Annotated in this window: 18 protein-coding genes and 1 other RNA gene; 6 read left to right on the top strand and 13 right to left on the bottom strand. The window is 31.1% G+C overall.

Annotated elements, in window-relative coordinates; all coding sequences use genetic code 11:
* Nucleotides 1-243: 243 nt before the first annotated feature.
* Nucleotides 244-1149: a selenium metabolism-associated LysR family transcriptional regulator gene (locus T473_RS0112305; protein ID WP_024622172.1), complete on the top strand. Its 906-nt coding sequence runs from the start codon at nt 244-246 to the stop codon at nt 1147-1149.
* Nucleotides 1150-1467: 318 nt separating this feature from the next.
* On the opposite strand, the gene T473_RS0112300 is transcribed toward T473_RS0112305, so the two are convergent.
* Genes T473_RS0112300 through pdxR form a run of 3 tightly spaced genes read right to left on the bottom strand, consistent with a single transcriptional unit; the run spans nt 1468 to nt 4541 of the window.
* Entirely contained in the window at nt 1468-2865 is a 1398-nt protein-coding gene (locus tag T473_RS0112300) for an aminopeptidase (protein ID WP_024622171.1), read from the bottom strand.
* 54 nt (nt 2866-2919) lie between these two features.
* Nucleotides 2920-3129: a DUF896 domain-containing protein gene (locus T473_RS0112295; protein WP_024622170.1), complete on the bottom strand. Its 210-nt coding sequence runs from the start codon at nt 3127-3129 to the stop codon at nt 2920-2922.
* Nucleotides 3130-3146: 17 nt separating this feature from the next.
* Entirely contained in the window at nt 3147-4541 is a 1395-nt protein-coding gene (gene pdxR, locus T473_RS0112290) for a MocR-like pyridoxine biosynthesis transcription factor PdxR (RefSeq protein WP_024622169.1), read from the bottom strand.
* 365 nt (nt 4542-4906) lie between these two features.
* Here pdxR and T473_RS0112285 point away from each other — a divergent pair, with 365 nt between their 5' ends.
* Together T473_RS0112285 and T473_RS0112280 are read left to right on the top strand one after the other, a co-directional pair.
* Nucleotides 4907-5701 (top strand): histidinol-phosphatase HisJ family protein, encoded by a 795-nt coding sequence (locus T473_RS0112285; RefSeq protein ID WP_024622168.1) that lies wholly within the window; start codon nt 4907-4909, stop codon nt 5699-5701.
* 51 nt (nt 5702-5752) lie between these two features.
* Nucleotides 5753-7081, top strand: coding sequence for a polysaccharide biosynthesis protein (locus T473_RS0112280; RefSeq protein ID WP_024622167.1), 1329 nt, complete (start codon nt 5753-5755; stop codon nt 7079-7081).
* Between the two features lie 92 nt (nt 7082-7173).
* Here the strand turns inward: T473_RS0112280 and T473_RS0112275 are convergent, their stop codons facing one another.
* Both T473_RS0112275 and ssrS read right to left on the bottom strand, forming a co-directional pair.
* A complete protein-coding gene (locus tag T473_RS0112275) occupies nt 7174-8343 on the bottom strand; it encodes an exosporium morphogenetic protein CdeC (RefSeq protein WP_024622166.1) in 1170 nt (389 codons plus the stop codon).
* A gap of 178 nt (nt 8344-8521) precedes the next feature.
* Nucleotides 8522-8709, bottom strand: a non-coding RNA gene (gene ssrS, locus T473_RS17855) — 6S RNA.
* A gap of 816 nt (nt 8710-9525) precedes the next feature.
* Between ssrS and T473_RS18350 the strand changes: the two genes are divergently transcribed.
* Both T473_RS18350 and T473_RS0112265 read left to right on the top strand, forming a co-directional pair.
* Nucleotides 9526-10449: a hypothetical protein gene (locus tag T473_RS18350; protein WP_024622165.1), complete on the top strand. Its 924-nt coding sequence runs from the start codon at nt 9526-9528 to the stop codon at nt 10447-10449.
* 335 nt (nt 10450-10784) lie between these two features.
* A complete protein-coding gene (locus tag T473_RS0112265; RefSeq protein WP_024622164.1) occupies nt 10785-11246 on the top strand; it encodes a hypothetical protein in 462 nt (153 codons plus the stop codon).
* A gap of 226 nt (nt 11247-11472) precedes the next feature.
* Here the strand turns inward: T473_RS0112265 and dinB are convergent, their stop codons facing one another.
* On the bottom strand, nt 11473-12711 hold the full coding sequence (gene dinB, locus T473_RS0112255; RefSeq protein ID WP_024622163.1) for a DNA polymerase IV: 1239 nt from the start codon (nt 12709-12711) through the stop codon (nt 11473-11475).
* 107 nt (nt 12712-12818) lie between these two features.
* Nucleotides 12819-13760 (bottom strand): ATP-dependent DNA ligase, encoded by a 942-nt coding sequence (locus T473_RS0112250; RefSeq protein WP_024622162.1) that lies wholly within the window; start codon nt 13758-13760, stop codon nt 12819-12821.
* 148 nt (nt 13761-13908) lie between these two features.
* On the opposite strand from T473_RS0112250, the gene T473_RS0112245 reads away from it, so the two are divergent.
* Nucleotides 13909-14256 (top strand): hypothetical protein, encoded by a 348-nt coding sequence (locus T473_RS0112245; RefSeq protein ID WP_024622161.1) that lies wholly within the window; start codon nt 13909-13911, stop codon nt 14254-14256.
* 77 nt (nt 14257-14333) lie between these two features.
* Here the strand turns inward: T473_RS0112245 and T473_RS0112240 are convergent, their stop codons facing one another.
* The 6 genes from T473_RS0112240 to T473_RS0112215 form a co-directional block, all read right to left on the bottom strand.
* On the bottom strand, nt 14334-15206 hold the full coding sequence (locus tag T473_RS0112240; protein ID WP_024622160.1) for an N-acetylmuramoyl-L-alanine amidase: 873 nt from the start codon (nt 15204-15206) through the stop codon (nt 14334-14336).
* A 17-nt stretch (nt 15207-15223) separates the two neighbouring features.
* Entirely contained in the window at nt 15224-15469 is a 246-nt protein-coding gene (locus T473_RS0112235; protein WP_024622159.1) for a phage holin family protein, read from the bottom strand.
* 13 nt (nt 15470-15482) lie between these two features.
* Nucleotides 15483-15728: a hypothetical protein gene (locus T473_RS0112230; protein ID WP_024622158.1), complete on the bottom strand. Its 246-nt coding sequence runs from the start codon at nt 15726-15728 to the stop codon at nt 15483-15485.
* 358 nt (nt 15729-16086) lie between these two features.
* Nucleotides 16087-16224 carry an XkdX family protein gene (locus T473_RS16815; RefSeq protein WP_038300595.1) on the bottom strand — a complete coding sequence of 46 codons (138 nt, stop codon included), beginning with the start codon at nt 16222-16224 and terminating at the stop codon, nt 16087-16089.
* Entirely contained in the window at nt 16224-16535 is a 312-nt protein-coding gene (locus tag T473_RS0112220; RefSeq protein ID WP_024622157.1) for a hypothetical protein, read from the bottom strand. Before T473_RS0112220 ends, T473_RS16815 begins: the two co-directional genes overlap by 1 nt.
* A 12-nt stretch (nt 16536-16547) precedes the next feature.
* On the bottom strand, nt 16548-17762 hold the full coding sequence (locus T473_RS0112215; RefSeq protein WP_024622156.1) for a hypothetical protein: 1215 nt from the start codon (nt 17760-17762) through the stop codon (nt 16548-16550).
* Nucleotide 17763 lies beyond the last annotated feature (1 nt).

The following is a 17763-nucleotide window of genomic DNA, read 5'->3' as shown; positions in this document are numbered from 1 at the left end:
TACTTATTATAATAAATTATATAACTCTGTAATATTATTGTAATAAAAAATCGAATTAGAAAGTATTTTACTGTTTTAAAATAAAATTTTCATATAAAAAATACTATTGTATTATATCAGATTCATTATAACTTATCAAAACTTATAAAAATATTTTTTTACTATTTTTTTGACAAATTGATTTATCAATGTTTTTCACAACTATGTTATAATAAATCTAGATGATTTAAGGAGGATTTAGTAATGGATTTTAAACAACTAGAAGTATTCGTCGCCGTTGTAAAACATCAAAGCTTTTCAAAAGCTGCTAGAGAACTCTTTCTTACACAGCCTACGGTTAGTGCGCATATACAAAACCTAGAAAGAGAGTTAGACACGGTATTAGTCAACAGAAGCAATAAAGTTATTACTCTAACAAAATCCGGAGAGATTTTATACAATCATGCTATATACATTTTAAACAATTGTAAAAGAGCAATGTACGATATAAAAGAATACTCTGGTAAAATTGAAGGAATTATAGATATAGCATGTAGCTCTATACCAGAGACATATATACTGCCTGAATTTATCAAAGATTTTTCTGCGAATTATCCAGATGTCAAATTTTCTATAAGCCATTATGATTCCCAATACGCTATTTCAGAAATTTTAAATGAGAGGATAAGTTTTGGACTGGTCGGAACAAAAATAAACAATCCTCAGATCAAGTACATAGACCTAATAAATGATGAACTTGTATTGATAGCGCCTGCAAATATTAATATAAAAAATGATAATGGATATATTGAATTAGATGAAATAAAAAATTTAAATTTTATAATGAGAAAAGACGGTTCTGGAACTAGAATGCTTACTATGAAAACGCTTGGTAAGAATAATTTTCCTGCGGACAAGCTAAAAATAATAGCTCATGTCGAGTCTAATGAAGCTATAAAAGAAATGGTTAGAATCGGCCTAGGGGTATCGTTTATTTCTCAGATGTCCGCTCTTGACTATGTTGATTCTAATAAGTTGAAATTATACAGAATTAAAGGGATTGATTTTTCAAGACAATTTTATTTTATTTATTCTAAGAAAAAGACTTTTACGCCTTTGGAGGATAAGTTTTTGGATAGACTTTGTGAACATTTTGGGGTAGAAAAGTAAATGGTAGCTAAAAGAGAACAGAAAAAAGTGTTGTAAGCTTCTGATATGAAATATTGCAATACTAGACAAATAAATCTAGGTCATGTGCAAGATTTCCTATCACCATCTTACAACATTTTTTTCCCTCTTAAAACTCTTGTTTAGTGAAAAAGACAAGTTACTTTTTGGTATTTTAATTCTTTGTCTCGCCTACAGGCTTTTGTGCAAAAAAACAGGAAGCTATGCTCAATTCATTTTGAGTTGGCTCCCTGATTTTTGTTCCATATTCTTTTTCTATATTCTCTAGTTATTATTTTTTTTGCTTTGTTTCTATTCTTTTTATCTAAAGTTACTTTTGTAGAATGCTTTGTATCCTTTGTACATTTCGTGTATGTCTGCTTTTGATGCTACTTCGTAAGGTGCGTGCATGTTTAGTAATGCGACTCCACAATCTATTACTTCTGCGTTTGCATTCGCAAGGATGTAAGCGATTGTTCCTCCTCCACCTTGGTCTACTTTACCTAGCTCTGCTGTTTGCCATACTACGTTTTCTGAGTCGAATATTTTTCTTACTTCTGCTACAAATTCGGCATTTGCGTCGTTACATCCGCTCTTTCCTCTGGCTCCTGTGTATTTGTTTAGTACTACACCATTACCTATTATCGCTGAGTTGTTTTTATCGTATGCTTCTGCGTAGTTTGGATCGTGTCCTGCTGTTACATCTGCTGATAGCACTTTTGTGTTGCTCATTGCTCTTCGTATTTTTATATCTGAATAATCTCCTTGAAGTGCTATTAGCTCTGCTACGTCGTTTTCAAAGAATCTTGACTGCATTCCTGTGTTTCCTTGTGATCCTACTTCTTCTTTGTCTACACATAATGCTGATGCTGTGTAGTCTGGTGCTTCTATGTCTAGTATGGCTCTTACTGCTGCGTAAGAACATACTCTGTCGTCATGACCATATGCTAGTATCATTGATCTGTCAAATCCCATATCACGAGCTTTTCCTGCAGGTACTATTTCTATTTCTGCACTTAAGAAGTCACCTTCAACTATGTTGTACTTTTCGTTTAGTAGCTTAAGTATATTAGATTTTACTGGGTCTTTTTCTTCACCTTGTAGTGGTGTATTTCCTACAAGTACATTTAGAGCCTCTCCAGCTACTCCGTCTTTAAGTTTTTTCTCCATTTGATCTCCAGCTAGGTGAACTAGTAGATCTGTTACACAAAATACTGGATCGTTGTTGTCTTCTCCAACACAAACTGTTACTTTACTTCCATCGTTTAATATTACTACACCATGTATTGATAGAGGAATAGTTGTCCATTGGTATTTTTTGATTCCTCCATAGTAATGAGTTTTTAAAAATCCTAAGTTAGAGCTTTCGTAAAGTGGGTTTGGTTTTAAATCCATTCTTGGAGAATCTAAATGTCCACCTATTACTCTCAGTCCTTGTTCTATAGGGTTTTTACCAATTACAAACATAGCTACTGCTTTTGCTCTGTTTACTGAGTAAACTTTATCGCCTGCACTTAGTTTTCCATTTGCAATTACTTCATCTAGAGATACAAATCCATTAAATTTAGCTAAGTTTACGATTTCCTCTACAGATACCCTCTCAGTCTTAGCTTTACTTAAAAACTTCATATAACCATTGGCATAGTCCATTATTTCACCAATTGAGTTATTTTTTTGTGCTTCTTCCCAAGCGTTTTTAAATTCATGTTTTAAATCCATATTGTATCATCTCCTTAGATTTATATATTAAATTATTAAATATTAATAATTTTCCTATTTATTGTTGTTTTTTATATACTCCTCATACTCCTCTGGTGATACAACTTTTATATTATCTAGTTTTGATCTAACATGTGCTCTAAAATGTTCTAGATACTCTTTTCTAAGTCCTTCTCTTTCATCGTGCTCTTCATGAGTTAATCCATCTTCTTTATGCTTTTTAGCAAGTTGATTTATTCTGTCTAATTTTTTTTGTTCAAACATTTCTTCCTCCAAAATACTTATTTATATTTATATTTATCAAAAAATTCTTCGATACTATCGCTTATTATTGAGATTCCTTCTTCAATTTCTGATATACTTGGTTTTGCAATGTTTACTCTAAAGAATCTATCTTCCACTATTTTATCAAAAAAGTACGTACCTGGTGTTATGTATACCCCTTTTTTTACTAAAAAGTCGGTATATGTCTGAGAATTATAATTTAATGGAAGCTCCAAGAAAAAATTTATCCCTCCACACGAGTTTCTTACTTTAATCTTTTTAGATAGCTTTTCTTTAATTAATTTCTCTGCAATACGGTATTTATTCATATATACACTTTCCATACTTCTAAGATAGGAATCCCACTCAAAGTTTTTCATAAAGTAATACATAGACTTTTGTATCAACCCAGGTGTAGAAATATCTGAAGTGTGCTTAGCTATTAAAATCTTTGTCATAAGCTTTGACGGAACTTCTACAAGACCGATTCTAAGCCCTGGCATAAGAATTTTCGAGAAACTCTTAATATATATAACTCTTCCTCCGTTATCATAACTTCTTAGTGGTCTGTTGTCCTCTGAGTTAAATTTAAAATCGCTTATGAAGTCATCTTCTAATATATAAAAATCGTGCTCCTTTGCTAACTCAATTAGTTTGTTTTTCTTGTACATAGAATACGATATTCCCGTCGGATTTTGAAAATTCGGCATAGTATATATAAACTTAGGCTTAAATTTTTCAAGCTTTATTTTGAGTATTCCTATATCTATACCATCATCTAACATTGGTATCGATATTATCTTTGCTCCTCTACTTTTAAATACATCTATAGCTCCTGCATAACTAGGTTCCTCAACAAATACTACATCTGAGTGACTTATTATTCCCTTACAGACTATATCTATACCCTGCTGGGCACCCGAAATTATCTGAATATTCTCTACTGTTGTATTTATTTTTAAACTCTTTAAGTACTCTACAAGATTCTCTCTAAGATCTTCTGATCCAAGTCCTTCTTCATAGTCAAATATAGAGTTGCCATCTTTTTCAAGAGCCATATTTACTGCGTATTTAAATGAATCTATCGGGAACATATCATTTGATGGATTACCACTGTCAAAGTGTATTATTCCGTCTCTGATCTCTTTAGGTTTTGTATTTTCTCCCTTTAAGTTAGATACAAATGTTCCGTTTCCTACAATTTTGTAAATATAGCCTTCATTTTCCAAAAGCTCATATGCCTTGATTATTGTAGCATTGTTAACCCCCAATAATTTTGAAAACTTTCTTATTGGAGGCAATTTCTCATGTACATTTAATTTTTCGTCTTGTATCATTTTTTTTATACAATTATATACATGTAAATATTTCGTTGTATTGTTCTTATTCATATCAATTAAAAATTTTTCCATAATAATCACCACTTGCACTAAATTATAGGTCTTAATATTGAATAACTTATTTATATCTTATTTCTGTTTTTACCTAACAATTCTTTTGCTTACTTTAATTTTAGCACAATTGAATAAATTTTTCTCAATGTTTTTCTTATTAAATTAAATTATATTATTTAATTTAATAAAGCACATCTACACTCAATTGGTATTTAATGTGCAAAGATTTATGTTTAGCCAGTAACCTGCTCTGTTATTGCAATCAACATATTGTTATAATAACATATAAGATACCTAAATAAATAAAGGATACTTGTTTAAAATTTATAAATACTATAAATTACTTACATTAAAATAATTACAAAAATGAGGTGAAATTTTTTATGTTTTACGACTATCACATGCACTCAAGTTTCTCTACTGACAGCCATACGAGTATAGAGGATATGGTAGAAAAGTCTATCGATTTAGGATTAAATGAGATATGTTTTACTGACCATGTTGATTACGGTATATTTACTGATGACTCTTTTATGGTAAACTTGGGTGACTACTTCGAGAAGCTCGATTATGTACAAAGGAAATATAAAGAAAGAATAACTATAAAAAAGGGAATTGAATTTGGACTACAAAAAGATTTAGGCGATTACTACAATAAAAGAGTCGAAGAATATGATTTTGACTTTGTAATTTGTTCTATTCACGCTATAGATAGAAAAGACCTTTATTTGAGCTCTTACTTTGAAGGTAGATCACAATATGAAATCTATGAAAATTACTATATGGAACTTTACAATGTAGTGAAAAACTATAAAAATTACTCTGTTTTAGGACATCTAGATCTGATTAAACGATACGCTCCTTTTGATACATATTTAGATGATAAATTGTTCTTCGATATAATTGAAGCAACTCTTAAACAAGCTATATATGATGGAAAAGGAATTGAATTAAATACATCAAGTTATAGATATAATCTACCTGACCTTACACCCTCTACCTATATTTTAAAGCTGTACAAGGAATTAGGTGGTGAAATTATAACTACAGGATCTGATTCTCACAATACAGATCAAGTAGCATATAAATTCGATTATATTTACTCGGTCCTAAAAGACCTCGGATTTAAGTATGTAACAAGATTTGATAAAATGAACCCAGATTTTATAAAGATATAATTATAAATTTTTGACCTCCTTACGAATATATTTAACGTAAGGAGGTGTTTTTTGAAAATTCCATATCTAGTTATGTCTACGGCAATTTTGTTCGTATCCAATTTTATTGTTAGAATCTTCGGCTTTATATATAAAGTATTTTTATCTAGAGCTTTAGGTGAAACAGGGCTAGGCATTTACCATATGATATTCAACTTTTTGATGATATGTCTATCCGTAACCACAACAGGAATTCCTACAGCACTAAGTTGTTTAATTGCCAATAAAAAGGCTATAAAAGATAAACATTCTTCAAATGTACTTTTTATATCTACACTCTACATAGCATTTTTCGTTTCGTTGATTATATCCCTTATAGTTTCTTTTAACAGTAAGTTCTTTTCAGAAAAATTTTTAAACGACCCACACTTAAACTTACTTATTCTTGCAATAGCTCCTGCTGTAGTTACAATTACAATTTCTAATGTACTTAGGGGGTACTACTACGGAGTTAAAAAAGTGAAAGTACCTGCTGTAGGACAAATAATAGAACAGATTACAAAAATTTTATTTGTTGTTTTACTAATAATGTACATAGGTAATAAAAATTTCAACTGCTACATAGCCCTTTTAGGAGTTTCAATCGGAGAACTGAGCAATATAATTTTTATGACTGTATATCTATGGAGAGATTCTTCTTTATGCAAAAAATACGTGGTTAGCGCTAAGGACTTTTACTATTCTTCAATAGAAACTATAAAGATGTCTGTCCCTATAACTTGCAACAGAATGTCTAGCATATTTCTTCAGTCTATAAGCTCTATGATGGTTCCTTCTAGATTAGCTCTTTCTGGTATGACATATACTAAATCTCTCAGCATGTACGGAGTTATAAGTGGTATGGTTATGCCATTTGTATTTATACCATTTACTCTCGGATCAGCTCTAGTCGTAAATTTAATTCCAAGCATATCTCAAGGAATGGCTCTAAATAAAATAGATAGTGTAATTAAAAAAATTAAGTACTCAATTCTTTTAACTTTAGCTGTTGGAATACTTTCGTCTATATTTTTTTACTTCTTTGGAGAGAGAGTCTGTGTTTTTGTATTTAAAAACGAACTCGCTGGTAATTATTTAAAATCCATGTTTTTGGTGCCTTTATTTATGTCATTAAATCAAACTTTATCAGGGATTTTAAATGCTATTAGAAAAGAACTCGCTTCCAGTATAAACACTATTATAGGAATGGTAGTACAGATTGTAGCTCTGTATACGTTGCTTCCTATACCAAGTTTAAATATATACGCTTTAATTTATGTTATGACTTCTGTGTCAATGTTGACTTGCATTCTCCACTCTTTAGTTTTATTTAGATCAATAAAGTCTCTACGCCCCCTTTAATTCTAAATTAATCAATACAAAAAGCCATCGAGGTATTTATACCTCAATGGCTTTTTTACAACTTTGATTATCTATAAGTTAAATAAATTTATCTAGAATCTAGGTCCACATTGTTCAAAGTCACATACTTTTGCGAATGTATCTACTAATCTAGGCTCTATTGGAGTTCTTGATCCTAAAACTACTATTTGCTCACTTATAAGTGCGCTTACAGTTTCTTCTAAGCAAAGAACTAAATCTATGTCATTTGGTATTATTAAATCGAAGAAGCATTCGCAGTGCTCATTTTCTTCGAATTTTAGTATAGATTTTCCTATACAATCAACTGTTAAATGAGTATTAAATTCTTGTCTTAGTAGTAAAGATCTTCCATCTGCTGGAAGGCAAAGAGGTGATGAGAATGTATTGAAGTTAAATTGTACAAAAGGTACTCTTCTCTTACATCCACACTCTTTTACTGCAGGGAAAGCAAGCGCTGTAAATGTAGTACATCCACATTTACCTTTTAATTCTAGTACTAAATCACGTACTGCAACATTTAATCCTTTTTCTTTAAACGCTACTGAATTTCCTAATCCTCTTCTGCAGCATTCACGTTTGAATTCTCCACAAACTGCGTACTCAAATGATGATTCGCAATTTCTGTGTGACATTGAATCAAGCGGCTCTATTTCAAAATCTTCTAGTGTAATAAGACCTGGATTTATTTCTATTTCTTTGAAGTTTACACATATTTTTTCTATAGTTACATTTACTGGCCCACCTTGAGGAACTGGCCCATTTACTTCTATAACTTCTGTTTCAAAGAATAACGGCTCTCCATTAGGTCCTGAACCGTCTGTAAAAGCTTGGAAACGCATAGTATCAAAAACTCTATTAGTTTCTATAGCTATAGGAACACAGTTCCCAGGTGCGAAATTTTTAGGAGTTAAAGGATGACAGCATTCTGGCCCACATTTATTTGGGAAGCAGTCATCTGACTCTATTTCACAAGGCTCACAGTGGTGATTATTGTGATTATGGCAAGGATCACAGTCACAATCGTTGTGGTGATGGTCGCATCCACAATCATTATGGTGATGATCGCATCCACATTTATCTTCTTTTTCGCAATCACAGTGATCATGCTTTTTATTTTTGAAGCCTCTTTCCATATCTTCATCAGAAAATGAATCTTCACGAATTTCATCTATATCATTGATATTTGAAGATACTGGACTATTATTACCCATTTTTCTTCTATTTCTTTTTATATCTTGCATTTGTCGTGCCTCCTTAAGTGAATTCTATAAAGTGACTTGGCTTTTTCAGCCTAATTAATAATATGCACTTAGAATTACATTTGTTACAGAGACTATAAATATTGTTTTAATATAATAAGTATTAAAATATAACATTAATCTAAAAAAAGATTGTCGCTATAAATATATAGCGACAATCTTTTTCCCCAAAACACCGGTGGCCCGTTAAATTCACGCCCTAGAGTCATCTAGGTGGGTGACATACTGATAATGTTTTAACGTCCAAGTAAAAATACTCGGCCTGTTATATAAGTTATCAGACGTTGTCTCCCGAATAAAAATTGTAGGTTGAATTTAAGAGAGCCTTATCGTATGTCTCAGGATATCTTAATAACATTATATAATAAAACAAACTTTAATAAAAGTCTTTTATCAAATTGGCCAATAGGTTATAATTAATCTATATATTTAATTGCCTACTATCTTATAATCAACTATAGAATATATTTTAAATGCAATTAATACCTCGGAAAACTGTATTTAAAGTCATCAACTTAAATAAATCGAACTATAGAATAATATAGTATATATTCTAAACTTAATTTTTTAGGGTGGCAAATTGGTGGCAAATAAAAAGAGACCAACTAAACTAATTAAGGTCTCTTTTTTATGTGTATAATCCTGGATATCCATGAATCCTTTTTTATATATTTAACAACTCTTTTTTCTTAGAGTCAGATTCGCCTTCTGTTATTGCTCCTATATCTAACAATAAGCCCTCCAATGTAAAATATACTTTCATTTATATCAATAATATAGGAAAATATTTACAATTATATTATCTATATGCTGTAGGATGTATTACATGATCTTCCGTGGGATTTATATGCGATAATTCTGTGTCAACTAATGAGATCCCCCTTTGTACTGCATAATGGCCAAATCTATAACGAAGTCTATCTTTAGTATTATCTATCTTTTCGTGTTTCTCTATTTCTTTAAAATTATCTCCAACTCTTACTCCTAACTTTCTAACAGAGGTTTAAAAGGTTAATGATGTATCATGAACAATTGATATGCTTTATCAAATATTTCATTTCTAGATAATAATGAATTAACAGATATTTATAACAAAATAACAAATTAATCATAGAATATTAATAGAGCATTAGCTCTAATTTTATATGAAGGTAGTGAAATATTATGGGAAAATATAATAAATACTTTGGAGACGATAACTATAAATTTAGTAAACACGATTGTCAGAATGATTGTTGCGACGGCTGTTGCGACAATTGCTGCGATGATTGTTGTCATAATCCTAAACCACCTCATTGCTGCTGTCCACGACGTGGAACAACAGGAGCAACGGGAACAACAGGAGCAACGGGACCAACGGGACCAACAGGAGCAACAGTAGGAGCAACAGGTGCTACTGGAGGTACTGGGACTACTGGTAACACCGGAAACACTGGCTCAATTGGAATCACTGGAACCACTGGAGGTACTGGAGGTACTGGAACCACTGGAGGTACTGGAGCTACTGGAGGTACTGGAGCTACTGGAGGTACTGGAGCTACTGGGGCTACTGGAGGTACTGGGGCTACTGGAGGTACTGGAGGTACTGGAGGTACTGGGGCTACTGGAGGTACTGGAGGTACTGGGGCTACTGGAGGTACTGGAGGTACTGGAGGTACTGGGGCTACTGGTAGCAATGGATTATCTGAATATGCATATATTTATAATTTAGATGCACAAACCGTTGCTTTAGAAGCTGATATATTATTTAGTACTAATGGTGTAATCACTGGTGCTATTACCCATGCACCAGGAACAACATCCATACAACTTGGTAGTGCTGGTAACTATGCAGTTTGGTTTTATGCTGCAGGTGTAGAGCCAAATCAATTTACTCTTTTCCAAAATGGCTCACCAGTTGCAGGTAGTGTGTATGGTTCAGGTGCTGGAACCCAAATGAATCTAGGCATGGTAATTATTACTGCTGCTGCTGGAGATACATTAACTGTACGAAATCATACAAGTGCTGCTGCAGTTACATTACAAACACTTGCAGGAGGTACACAGATAAATTCAAACGCTTCAATAATGATACAAAAAATAACCTAATAAAATAGGCATATAAATTGTTTTAATATTATATTAAACTGATTTTTATAGATGTTCTTATAGATAGATTATCTATTAACAGAAAAATGCTATACATGAAAGAGGGGTACTTTTTCGTCTAACAGTACCTCTCTTTCTTGCTTTAATAAGTCATAATATCACTTTAATCTCCCACTTAACATTGGTTTAATCCTTTTTCATCGAATATATCCATACTATCACCTTCCAATAAGTTGTATGATCAATAATGTAATGTGATATCAACTAAGTTCATTTATGTATCATAAATGTTAATTAGAACATATATCTATAGTAAAACATATAGGAGGTCCATTATGAATGAAGACAATTACCCAAGTCCTGTTCAATTAGAAAATGCAATATACACAATAGGAAACTCCGTAGAATCCGAGGAGATAATTAATAGATATTACCAATGGTTAATTGACAATATTCCAGAGTCTGAATTTACTCCAGGACAGAGTGATCGAATAAGGAATATCCTTGAAACTATACATCAAGATAGGATTAATCATAATAGAATCTTAAAAAATATATATTATGAACTTACAGGAAATGTTGTAAATATAGTGGAAAGAGAATTTGCTCAACCTGAAGACTTTAAAATTGAAATTATGGCGGAATATATCAGAGCGTTAGAGGGCATCCAGAAATACAGACTCATTATGTTCGGAATGCCTAATCTTAGTTATAGAGACTTAATTTATATCATTATATCTGACAAAATAAGGCATGCAAGTTTATATAATTTTATTACTGCAAGCTTGAATGATTAAGTTGCTCCATATTCCGTTTCTAAAAAGCCAAAAGATATTCCGTCATTTGGCTTTATTTTTATCTCTAAAACAACCTTCAACCACACCTTAACATAGGTTTAATTCCTTTTCATCAAATATATCCATACTATACTCTTATACTAGTAAAATAAAGCTATAATAAGCCCTCCAATGTAAAATATACTTTCATTTATATCAATAATATAGGAAAATATTTACAATTATATTATCTATATGCTGTAGGATGTATTACATGATCTTCCGTGGGATTTATATGCGATAATTCTGTGTCAACCAATGAGATCCCCCTTTGTACTGCATAATGGCCAAATCTATATCTAAGCTTATCTATAGTATTATCTATCTTTTCGTGCTTCTCTATTTCTTTAAAATTATCTCCAAAGCTCAATTGTACATAGTTAGATGTAGATAAATTACACGCTCTTACTCCTAACTTTCTCACAGGTATAAAAGGTTGATGATGTATTTTGAACAGCTCAAAAGCCTTATTAAATAGCTCGTTTGTTGTGTGACAAGGGACAATAAGTTGTCCTTGTCTCTCATATGACGATAATGTCTCGTCTCTTATCGTTATTTGTACTGTACTACATACAAATCCATGCTTTCTAAGCCTCTCTGTTACACTCTCTGTTAGTTTATATAGTACAATTTTCACTTCTTCATCTGTTGTTAGATTCCTTTTTAGTGTTATAGAGTTACCTATACTCTTTATGTCTGTACTAGAGTTGTAAAAGCTTACTGGAGAATTATCATATCCATTTGCAAAACTCCAAAGTTCTACACCTCTTTTACCTAATGTCTTCTTTAAAAACTCTGGCTTTGTATTTGCCAAATCTCCTATAGTGTTTATGTTGTATTTTAAGAATTTCTTTTTAGTAGCTCGCCCAACGTTAAGCAAATCCTCAACAGGCAAGTTCCATACTTTATCTTTAAAGTTTTCCTTTAATATAACTGTAGTAGCATCTGGCTTTTTCATATCACTACCCAATTTCGCAAATATCTTATTAAAGCTAACTCCTACAGATGCAGTAATCCCTAGTTCCTTCTTTACTCTACCTCTAATTTGATTGGCTATAGTCTCTCCGTCGCCGAATAGTTTTGTACTCTCTGTAACATCAAGCCAACATTCATCTAGTCCGAAACTCTCAATTTTGTCTGTATAGTCTTTATATACATCTATTGCCAATCTTGAAAATCTAAGATACTGATGATAGTTTGCTGGGACAATCACTAAATTAGGACATTTTTGCTTGGCTTGCCAAATTGGATCCCCAGTTTGAACCTTATATTTTTTAGCTTTGTAGTTTTTCGCTAGTATAATACCATATTTACTATCTCCCTGTGGACTAACTGCTAGAGGTTTATCTCGTAATGATGGATTATACAAGCATTCCACACTAGCGTAAAAGTTGTTCATATCTGAATGTAGTATAACTCTTTCCATAAAATCACCTCATATAACAGAACTGTTGTTCTGAACTTATGTTCTATTATATTCATTAAATGAGTGAAATAATACAGGTAATTTATGTATTAAAAAAGAGCTAGTGTTTACTCTAGCTCTTTACACTCATTTGGCAATTTATCTTCTCTAATACCTTTCAAAACAGGTTGCCTTAGCGAACCTCGATCGTTCGGCATGTATTCCACAGTAGCAACTAAGGTAGGCTCTATCCATACAGCATCCTCATTTCCTGAACCACTAGGTACATACTTAATAGGTGGATTACTAGCTTTTTTATATTTATACTGATTGAGTTTTCTAAGGCTAACACCTAAAGTTACATGTCCTTTATATATCAACTCGTTTGCTTCATTATATTGGGCTATTATTAAACTAGTCATATTGTTCTCTTTTAATATATAACCACACACGACAAAATCTTCATCCTTCATGTATTTTATCTTAATCCAGTCTCTACTCTTCTTATCAAACCAATATTTACTGTTCTTTTCTTTAGCGACTATCCCTTCTAGTTTCTGTTGTTCAGCTACTTGATATAAGGCTTTCCCTTTTTCTTCTATATATCTAGATATCGCAAATCTATCCATTTCATTTACTGTCTTCTCTAATAACTTCTTTCGTTCAATTAAAGGTAAGTCTGTAACTAACTTGTCCTTATAATATATGATATCGTACGCTATAAAAGATACTGGATACTTCCTTGCAGATAGTTGCATTTTGAAAGGGTCGCTTAATAAAGTTCTTCTTTGTAACTCGTAAAAGTCTGGTACTCCGTTATTCATGGCTATTAATTCACCATCAAGTATGCACTTTTCATTAACATATCTATGTAGCTGGTCTAGTTCTGGAAACCTTGGTATCAACTTAAAATCTCTTTTGTTTCTTAAATCTGTACTATCTTTATCTAGATATGCTATACATCTAATTCCATCTAATTTTAATTCAAATATATAATCAGAAGAGTCAAACGCTTCTTGCATTTCTGCTATCAACATCGGTTTAATTCCCTTTTCATCGAATATATCCATACTATACTATCACCTCATTTAATAGTATGTTCCATGCTAGATTATTCTAGTCAAATAAAATAACTATAGAAATATTACAAAATGTGACATAAATTGCAGTCCAAATTATGTATAATTTAAAGAAATAACTAAAGAAAAGAGGGATATTATGTTAAAAGGATTGGCGTATGACTTAGCAAAAGAGGAGTTTTATTTAGAACCAAGTCTCAAAATATTTGAAGACTTTCACAAATATCTAAGCGAGAATGGGTATCACATTTCTGCGGTTGATCATTTCGATATACACGCAAGTAAAAACAATATAAATGTTATTTTTTCATATGACGCTAGCGTTGATGATTATTTTTATTTGTTAAGAACAATTGATTCAAATAAAAAAGTTTTCCAAATTCAACTATATGCTTTAGATATGAAGATAACGTATATAGGTTATATACAGAATATGAGGAAAGTACAATTGAAAAGAAAGATTTTTCTAATATTAAAGAAATCTTAGATTATTTTAAGTTCAGATTCAATATTACTATATAAAAATAAAAAATAAGGGTAGCAATTAAGCTACCCTTTACTTATCTACATCAATTTTCTATTCTCCAACCATTCAACCACTTTTCTATATGTTTCTTTAAAATTATTACCTACAAACTTAGTAACATGTCCCCCAAACTTACCTATGTTGTTACTAGCTCCACCGCCTATAGTATATACGTTTTCTGTGGTATGACCTTTATAGTCTGCTATTTCTACTATAGTAGAATTTGGTAAGAACTCCTTCATTATAATAGCAACTGCTTTGTCTCTATCTCCACTATAGATTATTGCATTGTCGTATGTCTGTGAAGCTGGTGGAGTTGCAACATCTTCGCCTATCTTAACATCAAATAGTCCTTCTACAATTGCTTTGGCCATAGACTTTGCATCATACAATTTTATGTCGTCCAGATCATCAAGGAAGCAACATTCAACAAGTAACATTTTCTTTTTAGTATTCTTTATTACTGCCTTACCGCTTCCGTTTTTCAAACCTCTATTTTTAAATCCTAATTTTTCTATGCTCTTGCATATTCTATCCGCTTCTGGGTTAGTAGTATTAGGATTATAAACTAGCACTTCCACGCCTGTTGTGCGTCCGTTACCTCTTTCATCCTTTGCGCCGCAATTAAAATGTATACTTAAATTAATATCTGCATTTACTTCATTATGCTTGGCCACTAATTTATTTAATATATCATTTTGGCTTGTTCCATTGTCTACAGTACAATCATATATTTTATTTGCATATGGTTTTGCGTATTCCTTTATATATTTAACTACTAATCTATCTTGTGTACTTTCCTTCGTAATTACCGTGTTAGATCCATTATATACAACACCTACAGCACCAGAACCAGGTTTACCATCTAAGCCATGTCCACCGTGTATTGCTAAGCTGTTAAATTTAATCATACGTTATCACCCCTTATCTATTGTTTAAACTGCTTGTATGTTTGGTTTACGCCTATAGCTACACCCCAACATAATATACCTTGCATTATAGATGTAACATTGAATCCAACTAAGAAAATACTAAATATAATACCTATTGCCAATAAAGTAATAGGTATATATCTATCGTCAAATTTAGGAATACTCTTACATGCAAATCCTAGTACGTTTAGTGTTACTACTATTATCATTAACTGTTCTGGTATAAAACTCATAATATCCATAAAATCACCCCTTCTATTTATTTAAAACTTTATCAAGTTTATTTTCGATCCTCTCGTTTCCTTCTTCTACATTCTCCATACGTAAACTTAAGTTCTGAATACTATCAGCGTATTGTTTTGAAGTCTCCGTAAATGTATTTACACTTTTTCTGTATAAATCTCGATCCTGTTTCTTTTCTTCTAACGTATTTTTAAATAATACATATGCTATAACACCAATTGCACCCACATTGATAAATTGTGCAACGAAATCTTCCATAAGTACCTCCATTTGAAATAATTCTATCCCTAAATTTGTAATAAAAAAGCACCTACAATAATTGTAGATGCTCTTTAAATTCAATAAATATAATAATCTAGTTAGCACTATATAATTAAGAGGTGATTATTTACTTAGTGCTAATACAATATATTAATTCAAACCATTTTTAGTTCCAATTTAATAAATAATTTCAAAGAAAAAACACCTCTTTCCTGAGGTGTATCAATTTAATGAGATATATTCATTTCGATTATATCAAGGTGTTTTTCTATAAATTAGCCATAAAGGAAAATTCAAATAACCATGAACAATATTATTATATTCACTTTAATTACTTTTATGCAATAAAAAAAGACTACTTTGTATAGTCCTCGCTAGTTATTTCCTTATATTCTGTTTCTGTTATCTTATTTAAATCTACTGCTAATTTGACTTGTGATATCGTCCATAACTTATTGTTATAGAAGTAATTTATATTAAAATACCAATTCATTAGTTAGTACCTCCTTGTAGTTGCATTATCATGAATGTTAGATCTGCAACTTGTTTTTCTAGAAAGTCTATTTTTTCTTTATTTACAGCTTCCGTATTTTCAATATAATCATAATATAATGTTTTTGTATTTGGATCATATTTTAATATAGAATCTTTACCCTCAATTCTTTCAGCTTCCGGAATTGATTCTACAAATATTCCTGTTTTTTCAAGTTCTTCTTTACTTTTACCATATCCGTATTTTTTATCAAAAGGATAAAGATGTGTTGTTGTAACTTCATTTTGTGAATTTATTTCTATATAAATCATATTAATTCCTCCTTAAATTCTTTTTTCTAACATTGCATATCCCGGATCAATAACTGTATAATTTTCTGTTATTTCCATACTTTTTCCTGCTGAAGCAGTTGTTGCTGAAACTATAATTTTACCATCATCTTTAACGAAAACAGATGCTGAGCGCCCTACTGTTGGATAAAGTGGCATAAAATTTATTAAGTTTTTATCTAAATCATATATATATAAAAGTGGTGAAAACTCATTTGATCCATAAGAACAAATATATAAATATCCATCTTTAAAATAATATGATCTATAACCCCATTCAGCCGTGTATATAAGTGACCAAACTTTATTCATATTAGTATCGTATTTTCTGAAACTTCCATCAGTTACTATCATATAGATATAATCGTTATCGCCTTCTGAATGAATAGACATAGTTTGGAAAGAACCATAAAGAACTACATTAACTATCAATATATTGCTTACAACATTTAAATCCTTTGTTAATTTAACAAGATAAAAATTGCTTGATAGAGTGTGATATATAAATATATTCCCAACTCTATCAACTGCTATAGTACGCGTATTATTTATTGTAGTTTTAACTTCAGTAATTAATTCAAAATCTATTGAATATTTTCGAATAGTTCCATCTTTATATATAACTAAAAAATAATTATTTAAATAATCAAAAGTAACATCTTGAACACTATTGCCACTTATACTTATTTGTTTTTCCAATATTTTAATACCACCAATACTAATTTTAATAAGTGCATAACTAGAATTTATATATATAAAATCATTAATAACAAAAAATTTATATACATTTGTAAGATTATATAATTGTGTTCTTTGATCTCCAACATATCTAAAAATGTATTGATTTTCAAGCGATAATATAGTATCAGAGTCGTATTTTTCAAATTGTGATGAATTTATATAACCGTCTAGTGTTTTTTTTGAAAAAGGTAAATCATCATAAACTCTGCGTTTAGCAAAATTAGTAACATTAAAAATATCGCCCTGTTCATTCTCTGCAACGCCTCTATATCCAGGTAAAATAGGCAGCTTAGTCTTAATACTATCTATATTATCCGCCATCTTCTGGAACGAATCGCTACCATTTGTCGGTACATCCTTGCCAGTAACAGCGGTAGCGATTAACTGTTTTTTATTCTGCAAATCTGCATCTATTTGTTCAGCTTTGTCTACTACTTGCTTAAGACTTGCATTTGTTTCTAAACTCATT

Source organism: Clostridioides mangenotii TR, from assembly GCF_000498755.1.
Taxonomy (GTDB): Bacteria; Bacillota; Clostridia; order Peptostreptococcales; family Peptostreptococcaceae; genus Metaclostridioides; species Metaclostridioides mangenotii_A.
This window is presented reverse-complemented; position numbering and strand designations above follow the sequence as displayed.

What these genes read in the sequence shown, in the direction of transcription:
- T473_RS0112305 (WP_024622172.1), top strand. Translation starts at nt 244, where the DNA reads ATGGATTTTAAACAACTAGAAGTATTCGTCGCCGTTGTAAAACATCAA.
- T473_RS0112300 (WP_024622171.1), bottom strand. Translation starts at nt 2,865, where the DNA reads ATGGATTTAAAACATGAATTTAAAAACGCTTGGGAAGAAGCACAAAAA.
- T473_RS0112295 (WP_024622170.1), bottom strand. Translation starts at nt 3,129, where the DNA reads ATGTTTGAACAAAAAAAATTAGACAGAATAAATCAACTTGCTAAAAAG.
- pdxR (WP_024622169.1), bottom strand. Translation starts at nt 4,541, where the DNA reads ATGGAAAAATTTTTAATTGATATGAATAAGAACAATACAACGAAATAT.
- T473_RS0112285 (WP_024622168.1), top strand. Translation starts at nt 4,907, where the DNA reads ATGTTTTACGACTATCACATGCACTCAAGTTTCTCTACTGACAGCCAT.
- T473_RS0112275 (WP_024622166.1), bottom strand. Translation starts at nt 8,343, where the DNA reads ATGCAAGATATAAAAAGAAATAGAAGAAAAATGGGTAATAATAGTCCA.
- T473_RS18350 (WP_024622165.1), top strand. Translation starts at nt 9,526, where the DNA reads ATGGGAAAATATAATAAATACTTTGGAGACGATAACTATAAATTTAGT.
- T473_RS0112265 (WP_024622164.1), top strand. Translation starts at nt 10,785, where the DNA reads ATGAATGAAGACAATTACCCAAGTCCTGTTCAATTAGAAAATGCAATA.
- dinB (WP_024622163.1), bottom strand. Translation starts at nt 12,711, where the DNA reads ATGGAAAGAGTTATACTACATTCAGATATGAACAACTTTTACGCTAGT.
- T473_RS0112250 (WP_024622162.1), bottom strand. Translation starts at nt 13,760, where the DNA reads ATGGATATATTCGATGAAAAGGGAATTAAACCGATGTTGATAGCAGAA.
- T473_RS0112245 (WP_024622161.1), top strand. Translation starts at nt 13,909, where the DNA reads ATGTTAAAAGGATTGGCGTATGACTTAGCAAAAGAGGAGTTTTATTTA.
- T473_RS0112240 (WP_024622160.1), bottom strand. Translation starts at nt 15,206, where the DNA reads ATGATTAAATTTAACAGCTTAGCAATACACGGTGGACATGGCTTAGAT.
- T473_RS0112235 (WP_024622159.1), bottom strand. Translation starts at nt 15,469, where the DNA reads ATGGATATTATGAGTTTTATACCAGAACAGTTAATGATAATAGTAGTA.
- T473_RS0112230 (WP_024622158.1), bottom strand. Translation starts at nt 15,728, where the DNA reads ATGGAAGATTTCGTTGCACAATTTATCAATGTGGGTGCAATTGGTGTT.
- T473_RS16815 (WP_038300595.1), bottom strand. Translation starts at nt 16,224, where the DNA reads ATGAATTGGTATTTTAATATAAATTACTTCTATAACAATAAGTTATGG.
- T473_RS0112220 (WP_024622157.1), bottom strand. Translation starts at nt 16,535, where the DNA reads ATGATTTATATAGAAATAAATTCACAAAATGAAGTTACAACAACACAT.
- T473_RS0112215 (WP_024622156.1), bottom strand. Translation starts at nt 17,762, where the DNA reads ATGAGTTTAGAAACAAATGCAAGTCTTAAGCAAGTAGTAGACAAAGCT.